Source organism: Pseudarthrobacter sp. LT1 (assembly GCF_035621795.1).
Taxonomy (GTDB): Bacteria; Actinomycetota; Actinomycetes; order Actinomycetales; family Micrococcaceae; genus Arthrobacter.
The window spans coordinates 1,400,752-1,412,849 of sequence record NZ_CP141830.1; the positions used below are offsets into that span (position 1 = coordinate 1,400,752).

The 12,098-nt window shown below is 66.8% G+C and carries 11 protein-coding genes; 7 read left to right on the plus strand and 4 right to left on the minus strand.

Annotated elements, in window-relative coordinates; all coding sequences use genetic code 11:
* Nucleotides 1-18: 18 nt before the first annotated feature.
* A complete protein-coding gene (locus tag VIK36_RS06690; protein WP_159632514.1) occupies nucleotides 19-531 on the minus strand; it encodes a metallopeptidase family protein in 513 nt (170 codons plus the stop codon).
* A 118-nt stretch (nucleotides 532-649) separates the two neighbouring features.
* Here VIK36_RS06690 and VIK36_RS06695 point away from each other — a divergent pair, with 118 nt between their 5' ends.
* The 4 genes from VIK36_RS06695 (at nucleotide 650) to VIK36_RS06710 (ending at nucleotide 4,188) form a co-directional block, all read left to right on the plus strand.
* Nucleotides 650-1,036: a DUF3499 domain-containing protein gene (locus VIK36_RS06695; RefSeq protein WP_159632513.1), complete on the plus strand. Its 387-nt coding sequence runs from the start codon at nucleotides 650-652 to the stop codon at nucleotides 1,034-1,036.
* Nucleotides 1,037-1,115: 79 nt separating this feature from the next.
* Nucleotides 1,116-1,343, plus strand: coding sequence for a Trm112 family protein (locus VIK36_RS06700; protein WP_056332930.1), 228 nt, complete (start codon nucleotides 1,116-1,118; stop codon nucleotides 1,341-1,343).
* A gap of 75 nt (nucleotides 1,344-1,418) precedes the next feature.
* The gene (gene ahcY, locus VIK36_RS06705) at nucleotides 1,419-2,885 is read left to right on the plus strand and encodes an adenosylhomocysteinase (RefSeq protein ID WP_324644574.1); all 1,467 of its coding nucleotides are present in this window, start codon (nucleotides 1,419-1,421) and stop codon (nucleotides 2,883-2,885) included.
* Between the two features lie 64 nt (nucleotides 2,886-2,949).
* On the plus strand, nucleotides 2,950-4,188 hold the full coding sequence (locus tag VIK36_RS06710; protein ID WP_255174883.1) for a L,D-transpeptidase: 1,239 nt from the start codon (nucleotides 2,950-2,952) through the stop codon (nucleotides 4,186-4,188).
* Nucleotide 4,189: 1 nt separating this feature from the next.
* Here the strand turns inward: VIK36_RS06710 and VIK36_RS06715 are convergent, their stop codons facing one another.
* Entirely contained in the window at nucleotides 4,190-4,990 is an 801-nt protein-coding gene (locus VIK36_RS06715) for an RDD family protein (RefSeq protein WP_324644575.1), read from the minus strand.
* Between the two features lie 88 nt (nucleotides 4,991-5,078).
* On the opposite strand from VIK36_RS06715, the gene VIK36_RS06720 reads away from it, so the two are divergent.
* Nucleotides 5,079-6,071: a stage II sporulation protein M gene (locus tag VIK36_RS06720; RefSeq protein WP_324644576.1), complete on the plus strand. Its 993-nt coding sequence runs from the start codon at nucleotides 5,079-5,081 to the stop codon at nucleotides 6,069-6,071.
* A gap of 124 nt (nucleotides 6,072-6,195) precedes the next feature.
* A complete protein-coding gene (locus tag VIK36_RS06725) occupies nucleotides 6,196-7,413 on the plus strand; it encodes a TIGR01906 family membrane protein (protein WP_324644577.1) in 1,218 nt (405 codons plus the stop codon).
* On the opposite strand, the gene VIK36_RS06730 is transcribed toward VIK36_RS06725, so the two are convergent.
* Together VIK36_RS06730 and VIK36_RS06735 are read right to left on the minus strand one after the other, a co-directional pair.
* Nucleotides 7,404-9,233 (minus strand): AMP-dependent synthetase/ligase, encoded by a 1,830-nt coding sequence (locus VIK36_RS06730; RefSeq protein WP_324644578.1) that lies wholly within the window; start codon nucleotides 9,231-9,233, stop codon nucleotides 7,404-7,406. The two genes, VIK36_RS06725 and VIK36_RS06730, sit on opposite strands and share 10 nt — an antisense overlap.
* Nucleotides 9,234-9,300: 67 nt before the next feature.
* Nucleotides 9,301-11,028 (minus strand): dolichyl-phosphate-mannose--protein mannosyltransferase, encoded by a 1,728-nt coding sequence (locus tag VIK36_RS06735; protein WP_324644579.1) that lies wholly within the window; start codon nucleotides 11,026-11,028, stop codon nucleotides 9,301-9,303.
* Between the two features lie 45 nt (nucleotides 11,029-11,073).
* Between VIK36_RS06735 and rsmI the strand changes: the two genes are divergently transcribed.
* Complete coding sequence (gene rsmI, locus VIK36_RS06740; protein WP_324644580.1) at nucleotides 11,074-11,949, plus strand: 16S rRNA (cytidine(1402)-2'-O)-methyltransferase; 876 nt, start codon at nucleotides 11,074-11,076, stop codon at nucleotides 11,947-11,949.
* The last annotated feature ends 149 nt before the right edge of the window (nucleotides 11,950-12,098 follow it).

The following is a 12,098-nucleotide window of genomic DNA, read 5'->3' on the forward strand; positions in this document are numbered from 1 at the left end:
AGGGGGGGCGGCGCCGGTTCAGTAGCGGCGGCGATACACGGGATCCAGGGTCTCCGGTGCCACGCCAAGCATCTCCGCCGTGTGTTCGACCACCACGTCGTGGACCAGGTCCTGGAGCTCTTCGACGCTGGAGCACGCCTGTTCCACCACGCGCCGGTACACCGTAATCATGGGTCCGTCTTCACCCGCGGCGGGTGTGTAGGAGCCCATGGGTGGCGTGGACGCATTCGCGGCCAGCTGCTCGAGGTCCGGCGGGATCTCATCCACGCCAAACCGTACGCCGTCCAGGGTCTTGCCCCAGATGTCGTGCAACCGCTGGGCTGAGTCCAGCACCATGTCGTCGAAGCGGTCGGCGCGCGTGCGGTATCCGGGATGGGTGGGCAGCATCACCTCGCCGCGGAGGCCGCGGCCGTGCCGGTTCCGGCGCCGCCTGGAGAAGCTCCTGCCGGCGGTTTCCACACCCGATGCCGCGGGGGCATCCGGGTCAGCCAACCGGACCGAAAAACCTGATTCATGGTTCGATGACTGCATACATCGACTGTAAACCCGGGGGAGCATTTACGCGATACATCCCCTCTGCTCCGGGGGCGCGTCGGGCCTTGCCTGCAATGCACGGGTTTTGGGTGCCGAAGGGGTAGTCTGTGATGTCGTGGGAGCTATCCGTCAATGTTCAAGGTCTGCCTGCCGCCAGTCGGCGGTAGCCACCCTGACGTACGTGTACGCGGACTCCACCGCCGTCCTGGGTCCGCTCGCCACCTACGCCGAACCGCACTGCTACGACCTCTGCGAGCAGCACGCTGATTCTTTGACGGTGCCCCGCGGCTGGGAAGTACTGCGCCTGGCAATGCCGTCCACCCCGCAGCAGCCGGGACCCGATGACCTGCTGGCGCTTGCCAACGCTGTTCGCGACGCCGCCGCCCTCCCTCCGGAGCCGCAGGCGCCTGCCCAGCGGGCACACCATTCCGCCCTGGAAGCTCCGGCCGGCACCGAAGGCGCACGTCGGGGGCACCTGCGGGTCCTCCGGGAACCTTCCTGAGCCCCATCTGGCGGTAGGCTGGAAGCTGCACATCTTTTCCGCTACCGGCGCGAGCGCGCCCGCCAGGGAGCATGAACAAATGCCAAAGATCAGTCCCGAGCTGTTGTCCGTCCTGCGTTGCCCCGTGACCGGCTCGCCCCTGGTCCAGGAGGGGGAGGAGCTGGTGGCCACCGCCGCCGGGGATACGGGCATCAGGAACCGGTACGCCATCGAGGACGGGATCCCTTTGCTGCTGCCTCCCGAGCTGCTGGCTGCAGCAGCCTCGGCAGGTTCCGACCAGCACGATCCCGCTGCGGCAGGGCACTAGTTCGCCTGCCTCCGCACGCACAGAAACAGCAGCACGGGGACTGGACCAGGACCCGGACCAAGCAAAGGACCACCCATGACTTTTGACTACAAAGTTGCCGACATCTCGCTGGCGGAAGCCGGCCGGCACCAGATCCGCCTGGCCGAGCACGAAATGCCCGGCCTGATGTCCCTCCGCGAGGAGTTCGGCCCCACCCAGCCCCTCAAGGGTGCCCGCATTGCCGGTTCCCTGCACATGACGGTGCAGACCGCCGTGCTGATCGAGACCCTTACGGCACTGGGCGCCGAGGTCCGCTGGGCCTCCTGCAACATCTTCTCCACCCAGGACGAAGCCGCCGCAGCAGTGGTGGTGGGCAAGGGCACCGTCGAGGATCCGCAGGGCGTGCCGGTGTTCGCCTGGAAGGGCGAGACCCTTGAGGAATACTGGTGGACCGCCGAACAGATCCTCACCTGGCCCGGCGCCGAAACCAACCCCGAGCTCGGTCCCAACATGATCCTGGACGACGGCGGCGACGCCACCATGCTGGTGCACAAGGGTGTGGAGTTCGAGGCCGTTGGCAACGTTCCGTCCGCGGATCCCGAGGATTCGGAGGAATACGGCATCTTCCTCGACGTGCTGCGCCGTTCCCTGGCCGCAGACGCGCAGAAGTGGACCCGGACCGCTGCCACTATCAGGGGCGTCAGCGAGGAAACCACCACCGGCGTCCACCGCCTGTACCAGCTGGCTGACCAGGGCAAGCTGCTCTTCCCTGCCATCAACGTCAACGATTCCGTGACCAAGAGCAAGTTCGACAACAAGTACGGCATCCGCCACTCCCTGCCCGACGGCATCAACCGGGCCACGGATGTGCTCATGGGCGGCAAGGTCGCCGTCGTGTGTGGCTATGGCGACGTGGGCAAGGGTGCCGCCGAGGCCCTCCGCGGCCAGGGTTCGCGCGTGATCGTCACGGAGATTGACCCTATCTGCGCGCTGCAGGCAGCCATGGACGGCTACCAGGTGGCCAAGCTGGAATCCGTCCTGGCGCAGGGCGACATCTTCATCACCACCACGGGCAACAAGGACGTCATCCTGGCCGAGCACATGGCCGGTATGAAGAACAAAGCGATCGTGGGCAACATCGGCCACTTCGACAACGAAATCGACATCGCCGGGCTGGCCCGCATCCCGGGCGTCAAAAAGGTCGAAATCAAGCCGCAGGTCCACGAATGGGTCTTCGATGAAGGCACCGCCACCGAACGGTCCATCATCGTCCTGTCCGAAGGCCGCCTGCTGAACCTCGGCAACGCCACGGGCCACCCGTCATTCGTCATGAGCAACTCCTTCGCCAACCAGACCATCGCCCAGATCGAGCTGTGGACCAAACGGGACCAGCACGAGTATGAGAACAAGGTCTACGTCCTGCCCAAGGTCCTGGATGAAAAGGTGGCGCGGCTGCACCTGGACGCCCTGGGCGTTGAGCTCACCGAACTGAGCAAGGACCAGGCGGAGTACCTGGACATCGATGTGGCCGGCCCCTACAAGCCTGACCACTATCGTTACTGAGACGTAAGGGCCCGGGCGCGTTCAAGCGCCCGGGCCGTTATTTTCTGCACGTAGGATCGAAAACATGGAGCCTGATGTAAAGCCCCGTCGCAAGGGGACCACCAAGAAAGTCCTTGCCGTGGCGGCCGTCTGTGTCCTGGCTGCCGTGGGCGGGGTTTTCGCCGCTGTCGCTCCAGGCCTTGCGGGCGGACCCCTTGAATCCGAGGCAGGCTCCGCACTGCGGACATCGCCGGGCATCGCATCGCCCGTTGTGCCGCCGGTCAAGCTTGACGCCGCCCCGGCCAACGGTGCCAAGCAGGTCAATCCCGCCGCCCCGGTGTCCCTGAAGGTAGGCAACGGGATCATCCAGCGTGTCACCCTCGCCAGCACTGCCGGGAAGACCATTGACGGCAGCATTGACCCCAGTGGGACGTCGTGGTCCGCCACCGCTCCCTTGGAGTTCAACACCGAGTACAGCTACACGTACGTGGTCAAGGACACTGCAGGACGCGAAACCAGCACCACCCAGTCCTTCAACACCGTCTCCAGCTCGCATGAGGCGGACGCCGCCATCTATCCGCTGAACGGCATGAAGGTTGGCGTCGGCCAGCCCCTGCAGATCATCTTCAGCGAGCCCGTGACCAACCGTGCCGCCGTGGAAAAGGCCATCAAGGTCACCACCACGGCAGGACAGGCCGGAGCCTTCCACTGGTACAGCGACACCATGGTCCGGTACCGGCCCGAGAACTTCTGGGCGGCGAACTCCACCATCACCATGGACATGCAGCTTTTCGGCGTCGACCTTGGGAACGGCCAGATCGCGAACTTCAACAAGAAGGTGAACGTCAACATTGGGGACAAGAAGGTGGCCGTCGCGGACGCCACAGCCCACACGTTCACGCTGAGCGTCAACGACCAGCCCGTCAAGACGCTGCCCGTCAGCATGGGGGACAAGCGCTTCCCTTCCGCCAAGGGATACGCGGTGCTGATGGAAAAGAACCGGTTCGACCACTTCAGGGCTGCCAGCATCGGCCTGAAACCGGGTGACCCCGCCTTTTACGGTGAGGCCGACGTCGAATACACCATCCGCCTTACCCTGAGCGGCGCCTACATCCACCAGGCACTCGAGTCCGCCTATCCATACATCGGGAACACCAATGTGTCCCACGGCTGCATCGGGTTCCTCCCGGACGGGGCAGCCTGGGTGTTCGACAACATGGGAACCGGTGACGTCGTCCAGATCATCAATACCGAGGGTGATTATGCTGCGAACACCGACGGGTTTGGCGACTGGAACATTCCGTGGAGCGAGTACGACAACTGAGTCAATCGGCGAAGGGCAGGCGCTGCAGCCGCTGGCCTGTCTCCGTGTTCCGCCGGCGTGACTGCGTCAACCTGGTGTACTCCCTGTTCCGGCGTTCAGCGACGACGGCGGCCAGGTAGTCATCGGGACCGGTCCCGGTTGGCGGGGCGGGTGCCACATGGGCCGACAGTTCCTCGGCGATCGCCTGGGCCCTCCCTGCCCTGGAAAGCGGAGCCATCCGCCCGGCCTGGCGGATGAACTGGGCGGCCCTGCGCGCCGTGGCGTCGGGGATACGTCCAATGTCCGCCGCGGCAGCCCAGGACTGCAGGTACGGCGGCACGAAAACCCGGACGGCCGCTTCCGCGGGAACCCGGCTGCGCACAGCGTACGTGCCGGCGAGCAGGTCGCCGAGCCGCCGGGATTTGTCGTTGAAGAGTGCCACGGCGAGGGCAAGCCCGCCAAACGTCAGGTAAATCTCAAGGAATCCGGTCAGCCCGCGGATCACGGCGTGACGGAAGCGGATGGCGCCCCCGTCCTCACGCACCACCCGCAGGCCGGTGGCCAGTTTGCCGAGCGACCGGCCCCGGCTCAGTGTTTCCACCCCCACCGGCACCATCACCAGGCAGAAAACGACGGCGGCCAGGCCAAGGGCGCGCGCGGCTGCATCGTCCAGGTCAGCGCCGGCGGCGGACAGGCCAATCATGATTAACACGAGCAGGACCACATGGACGACGACGTCGATGACCAGGCCCAGGGCCCGGGCAGCGAAGCTCGCGGGCCGCAGCTCGAGTACTACTGCCTCGCCGGTGATTATCTGGCTCACACTGCGTCCCCGCCCTTCGCAGCTGCTGGTATGGACCGTCCGATGGTGCGGACGGTCAAAGTCTAATGCCGGGCGCTAGGCTGTAGCCGTGGACATGGATGCCTTCGCCGCCGTTAACGCGGACAAATGGGCGCGGCTGCAGGAGCTCGCGGGAAAAGGCAGGCTCACCGGCGCCGAGTCTGACGAGTTGCTGGCGCTGTACCAGTCGACGTCCGGCCACCTGTCGCTGGTCCGTTCCGTGGCCCCGGAAAGCGGGCTGTCGGCATCCCTCTCCGCCACGCTTGCCCAGGCCAGGACGCGTTTTACCGGTGCACGGTCCAACGCCATGGCGGACCTTGCGAGGTTCTTCGTGGTGGCACTGCCGGCTGCGCTGTACCGACTGACCTGGCTGACGTTGGCGTGTGGAGCAGCCTTCGTCCTCATCGCCGCGGCGTACGCGGCATGGATCGGGACGTCACCGGAGGCACTCAGGGCCGTAGCCTCTGAGACCGCCGCCGCCCAGTACGTGGAGCAGGACTTTATCAACTACTACTCGGAGAACCCTGCAGCGTCCTTCGCCGGAGCCGTATGGACCAATAACGCGTGGATCAGTGCCCAGGCCGTGGCCCTGGGGATCACCGGGGTCTGGGTGCCGATGATCCTGTTCGGCAATGCCCAGGGAGTGGGCATTGCCGCCGGAATCTTCGCGTCCGCCGGCAAATCGGACGTTTTCTTCAGCTACATCCTGCCGCACGGACTGATGGAGCTGACCGCCGTCTTTGTTGCCTCGGCCGCGGGACTGCGGATCTTCTGGGCCATGGTCTCGCCCGGGCCGCGGACCAGGGGACGGGCGGTCGCGGAAGAAGGCCGGTCGCTGGTTACGGTGGCCGTGGGGCTGGTCTTCGTACTGTTCGTCTCGGGGTTGGTGGAAGGCTTTGTCACGCCCAGTCCGCTGCCTGCCTGGGCCAGGATCGGCATCGGTGCGGCAGTCCTCGCCGCGTACTGGATCTACGTCCTGGTGTGGGGCAGGCGCGCATTCCTCGCCGGGGAACGCGGCGACCTCCGCCGGGAAGACGCGGGCTACACGGAAATCGCTGCCTGAATCGTTGTAATCCTGCCGGGGTGGTTCCTCGCCCAGCGGAAGTCCCGGACGGTAGGCTCGAAAGCAGAATCGATCGCACCGGCGGCATGGGGCCGGTGCGGAACCCAACGGAAGTGACGCTGCTGTGAATGACGAAACACCGGTCCGCGCCAAAAGCGCTGCGCCGCAGCCGGAACCTTTGCTGGATACGTCCGGGGACTCCGATGAGCCCGCGTTCTCCTGGCTGACGCCCACTGGTGGCGGCAAGACCGGCGGCGACAAGTCCGGCGGGGGAGAACCCGGCGGCGACAAGTCCGGCAGGGGAGAACCCCTCGGCGACAGGCCTGACCGGCAGGAGTCCGTGGCGGAGGGTAAGGCCGCCCAACCCGAAAGCCGTGCACACCGAAAGGCTGCGGAAGCCGCCGTCGAATCCTCCGCCACGGGAAATCCCGCTGCCGGCCCGTCCGCTGCCGGCCGGGCCGGCGCCGGCCTGTCGACCGCCGCCACGTCCACGGATGGGCATGCCGGCAGCAGTGCTTCGCCGGTTTTCAACGAGCCCCTTCCCACCTCCGCCCTGCACGTCCGTCCCCCTGAGGAGGAAGTGGAGCGCCGCAACGCCCAGCGCGAAAGCGCCGCGAATGCCAAGCCTGTGGCGCCCCGCGTCATGCAGGTCCTGCTGGCCATCATCTACCCGTTCATCCTCCTGATCCTTGCCGTCCGCGCAGTGACCACCCCGCTCTTCCTCTGGGTGGAGTACAACCGTCCCGGTTTCCCGGGCGACGGCTATGGCTTCAGCACCGACGACAGGATGACCTACGGCTCCTACGCGGTGGACTACCTCCTCAATTGGGCCGGCCCGAGGTACCTGGGCGATCTGGTGCAGCGCGGCGGCGAAAAACTCTTCAAGGACGGCGAAGTCAGCCACATGGCCGACGTCAAGACGGTCATCATGTCCACCTTCGGCGCCGGTGCGCTGCTGCTTCTCCTGGCACTGATCGCAATCCTGTACCTGCGCAGGCGCAGCACCGGCGGAGTCCGGCGCGGCCTCTTCGCCGGCTCCATCATCACGCTGGTCCTCATCCTGGGCCTGGGCGCACTGGCGGCGCTGGGCTGGCAGCAGTTCTTCACCGAGTTCCACCGGATCTTCTTCGCTGACGGGTCCTGGACGTTCAGCCTGGACGACACCCTGATCAGGCTGTTCCCCAGCCAGTTCTGGATCGACGCCGGCATCGGCATCGGCGCCCTGGTGCTCCTGGCATCCATCGTGACGCTGGTGCTCACGTGGCCCACCCGACGCCGCCGAGGTGTTGCACCGCAGGAAAAGCGCGGGGACGCGGAACAGGAAAAGGTGGATCAGCCGTAGATTTTGGCGATCTCCGCCTGGAACTCCTTGACGACGGCGGCCCGCTTCAGCTTCAGTGACGGCGTCAGGTGCCCGGACTCTACGCTGAATTCGGCGTCCAGGAGCCTGAACGTCCGCACCGACTCGGCTTTGGACACCATCTGGTTGGCAAGGTCCACTGCCTCCTGAAGGGCGGCCAGGACCTGGGGGTCACCGGCAGCTTCACTGAGGGGGAGCGGAGGCAGGCCACGCTCGGACCGCCAGTCAGCAACGCCTTCCGGGTCCAGCGTCAGCAGGGCCGAGACGAAGGGCTTGCCGTCGCCCACCACCACCGCGTGGCCCACCAGCTGGTGGGCGCGGATCTTTTCCTCCAACGGCCCCGGCGCCACGTTCTTGCCGCCTGCAGTGACCAGCAGGTCCTTCTTCCGGCCGGTGACGGTGAGGAAGCCGTCCTTGTCCAGGACACCAAGGTCACCGGTGCGGAAGAAGCCGTCCACGAACGCCTCGGCGTTCGCCGCCGGGTTGCCGTGGTAGCCCCTGAAGACGCCGATTCCCTTGACCAGGATTTCGCCGTCTTCAGCCACGCGAATGGTGGTGCCTGGAATGGGGATCCCCACGGTTCCCACCTTGGTGCGGGACGGCGTGTTGGCGGTGCAGGGCGCCGTGGTCTCGGTCAGCCCGTAACCCTCCAGGACGGGAATGCCCACGCCACGGAAAAAGTGTGCATCCTCGGACGCCAGCGCACTGGCGCCGGAAACGGTGTATCCCACCTCTCCGCCCAGCGCCTGGCGCAGCCGCGGATAGACCAGCCGGTCGTACACTGCATGCCGGGCCCGGACCAGCAGCCCAGGACCCGGACCCTCGCCGCGGCTCTGCCGGTCAAGTTCCCGGGAGTACGCGATCGCGGCTGCTGCCGCGGCATCGAACAGCCTCCCCTTGCCTGCCACGGCGGCCTTGTGCGCTGCCGTTGCCCGGACCTTTTCGAAGATACGGGGCACCACCAGCAGGAAAGTGGGCCGGAACGTGCCGAGGTCTTCCAGCAGCTGCGCCGCACCGGGGGTGTGTCCCAGGGTTGCCCCTGCGGCCAGGCAGACCACCTGGACGGCCCGGGCCAGCACGTGGGCCAGCGGCAGGAACATCAAGGTGCGGGCCTGGTCCTTTTGCAGGATTTCGGGCAAGAACGCAACGATGTTCCGGGCCACCAGGGCGAAGTTCCCGTGCGTGATCTCGCACCCCTTGGGCTTTCCCGTGGTGCCCGAGGTGTACACCAGCGATGCGAGGTCGGACAGCCCCGCGCGGCTTCGCTGCCGCTCCAGCTCGGCATCGCTGACTCCGGTGCCTGCAGCGGCGAGGCTGGCAAGGTCCGGGGCCTCGCCGTCGTAATCCATCCGCACCACGTTGACCAGGCGGTCGCTGAGCTCGGCGGAACCTGCCACCACGCCGCTGACGAGCTGGACCGTGGCGCGGTCGCCGGCGAAGACGCGACGGACTCCTGCGTCCTGGATGATCCACTGCACCTGGCTTGCGGAGGACGTCTCGTAGATGGGTACCGTGACGCCGCCGGCGAACCAGATGGCAAAGTCCACCAGCGTCCACTCATAGGAGGTGCGGGACATGACGGCCACGGTGTCGCCGGGCTCCAGGCCGCCGGCGATGAGGCCTTTGGCCAGGGCGCTGACGTCCTGCAGGAACTTCTGCGCGGTGACATCCACCCAGCCGTTGGGGCCCTTCCGCCGGTACAGGGCGTGGGCCGGGTTGGCGGCGTGCTGCTCCAGCAGCAGGTCCGTCACGTTGCTGCCGGCGTCAAGCTCAACCAGCAGTTCGGTACTCGCTTCTCTCACAGCAGGTCTCCGTTTCCGCTGCCACGCCGCGGCAGCGGCTCCATCAGGTCTCTGTTGCCATCCTGCCCTAGATCCAGGATGGCATCCACATCCGGACTTTCCAGTCGACGTACGGGATCACTTCGGCGGTCCAGATCGGGTAGAAGAATGCCGAGAGCAGTAATACCGCAGCAAGGAACAGGACCACCAAGTACAGGCCGGAGCGACGGCGCCACGGCGGATCCGAGGACCTTCCCAGCACCAGCCCCAGGCAGTACACCAGGGCCAGGACAAGGAACGGTTCAAAGGAGACCGCGTAGAAGTAGAACATGGTCCGCTCCGGATACATGAACCACGGCAGGTAGCCCGCAGCGACGCCGGCCAGCACGGCCCCGGCGCGCCAGTCCCGGCGTCCCGCCCACCAGAACAGCAGGACCACCAGCGCGATGGCCGCCGGCCACCAGATCAGCGGGTTCCCGACCGACAGGATGGCGGAGGTGCACTTGTCCACGTCACAGCCCGGGGTGCCCTGGGGCGGGGATTCATAGAAGAACGACGTGGGCCGCCCCATGACCAGCCAGCTCCAGGCGCTGGCCTGGTAGGGGTGCTCCGAACTCAGGCCCTGATGGAAGTTGTACGCTTCCAGGTGGTAGTGGACAAGGGACCTCACGGAGTCCGGGAGCCATCCCCATTCTGCCGAAGGGTTGCTTTCCGCCCAATGGCGGAAGTAGGCGTTGTCCGACAGGAACCAGCCTGTCCAGGTCGCCGAGTAGACGATCCCTGCCACAGGGACCATGCCGAGGAACGCCGGGATGCCGTCCCGGATGGCTCCGCCGCTGATCCAGCCCCGCATGCCCGCCACCCGCCGGGCGTTGAGGTCCCAGAGCACGGTGAGGAGGCCAAAGCCGGCCAGGAAGAACAGGCCCGACCACTTGGTTCCCACCGCCAGGCCCATGCAGACCCCGGCGGCAACCCGCCACCAGCGCACCCCCAGCCATGGGCCCGTCAGCAGGGCGCCGGCCGGTGGCTGTCCGCCGTTCGCGGCAGCGGCGCGTGCCAGCCGGGCCGCCAGGCGGCGGCGCCCATCGTCGCGGTCCATCAGCAGGGCACCGAAGGCGGCGAGGATCCAGAACGTGAGGAAGATGTCCAGCAGCGACGTCCGGGACATCACCAGGTGGTGGCCGTCGACGGCGAGGAGCAGCCCCGCGGCGCCCGCCAGGGGAAGCGAGCGGAACAGTTTCAGGGCGATCAGGGAGACCAGCAGCACGGTGAGGGTGCCTGTGAGTGCTGCCGCGAAGCGCCAGCCAAAGGGGTTCTCCGGCCCGAACAGCCACATGCCGGACGCAATCATCCATTTGCCCACCGGCGGATGGACCACATATTCGGGAGTGTTCAGCAGGACATCGGGGTTCCCGGCGTTGAAGGAATCATTGGCTTTGTCCGGCCAGCTGCGTTCGTAGCCGCTGATGAGGTAGGAGTAGGCGTCCTTGACGTAGTACGTCTCGTCGAACACCAGCTTGTGCGGCACTTCGAGGCGGATGAACCGGAGGAGGCCGCCGGCCACGGCCGTGAGCACCGGGACCAGGATGTACCAGAGCCGGAGCGACGGCGGGTAGTCGCGCCAGGATGGTCCGGTACCGATCAGCCTGGTCTTCAGCGCCTCGGCCGTGAACGCTTCATTCGGCCGGCTGATCCAGGGGCGGCCTGCTTTCCCGCCGTCTTCCCCTGCAGTGGCGCCGGTGCCGGCAGGGGATGCCGCCGGGCTGGGTTTCCCGGCCCCGGCGGGCCGCGTCGAGGTCTGCGTCACGAGCCCCATGCTACCTTTTGCGGCTGGAAGACCCTGCCGCAGTAGGCTTGGTGGGTGGACCCAAACCCCAGCCCCCTTCCCGAGCCCGCCCCTTCGACGGCGGGACGGATCGTCCTTGCCGCCACTCCCATCGGGAACACCGGCGATGCCTCCGCCCGGCTGGTGGAACTGCTGGGCACCGCGGACATCGTGGCGGCAGAAGACACCCGTCGGCTCCACCGCCTGGTCCAAAGCCTGGGTGTTGCCGTTGCGGGCCGCGTTATCAGCTACCACGAGCACAATGAGGCCACCCGGACGGCTGAGCTCCTGGACCAGGTCCGTGCAGGCAGCACGCTTCTGATGGTCACAGACGCCGGGATGCCTGCGGTGTCAGACCCCGGTTTCCGGCTGGTGGAGGGGGCCATCGCCGCGGGACTTCCGGTTACCGCTGTCCCCGGGCCGTCCGCGGTCCTCACGGCACTGGCACTGTCCGGCCTGCCCACCGACCGGTTCTGCTTTGAAGGATTCCTGCCCCGCAAGGCCGGTGAGAGGGCCTCGCGCCTCGCGGACCTTGCGGGGGAGCGGCGCACCATGGTGTTCTTCGAGGCACCGCACCGGCTTGAAGCCATGCTGCGGGCCCTGCGGGAGAGGTTCGGCCCGGACCGGCCCATCGCAGTGTGCCGCGAACTGACCAAGACGTATGAGGAAGTCATCCGCGGCACCGTGGGCGAACTCCTCCAGTGGGCTGAGGACAACGAGGTTCGCGGCGAGATTGCCGTAGTGCTTGGCGGCGCGCCCGAACAGACGGCCGGGACGCCCGAGGACCACGTTGCGGCCGTCAACGAACTGGTGGCCCAGGGCATCCGGCTGAAGGAGGCCGTAGCCGCCGTCGCCGAAGATGTCCGGGTCAGCAAGCGGGAGCTCTATTCAGCGGTCCTCGCCGCCCGCTAAGGCCCGTTAAGGCCCCGGCCGGTCCACTCCCGGGCCAGTGCTGCTGCTCTGTGCAGCTGCACAGCACGGCGGCGATTCCGCAGTGCGCAACGGCGTAGACCATGGGGTTGGCCCGCAGTAGTCTGGCTGTTAATCAGCCCCATGATCCC

What these genes read in the sequence shown, in the direction of transcription:
- VIK36_RS06690 (WP_159632514.1), bottom strand. Translation starts at nt 531, where the DNA reads ATGCAGTCATCGAACCATGAATCAGGTTTTTCGGTCCGGTTGGCTGAC.
- VIK36_RS06700 (WP_056332930.1), top strand. Translation starts at nt 1,116, where the DNA reads ATGCCAAAGATCAGTCCCGAGCTGTTGTCCGTCCTGCGTTGCCCCGTG.
- ahcY (WP_324644574.1), top strand. Translation starts at nt 1,419, where the DNA reads ATGACTTTTGACTACAAAGTTGCCGACATCTCGCTGGCGGAAGCCGGC.
- VIK36_RS06710 (WP_255174883.1), top strand. Translation starts at nt 2,950, where the DNA reads ATGGAGCCTGATGTAAAGCCCCGTCGCAAGGGGACCACCAAGAAAGTC.
- VIK36_RS06735 (WP_324644579.1), bottom strand. Translation starts at nt 11,028, where the DNA reads ATGGGGCTCGTGACGCAGACCTCGACGCGGCCCGCCGGGGCCGGGAAA.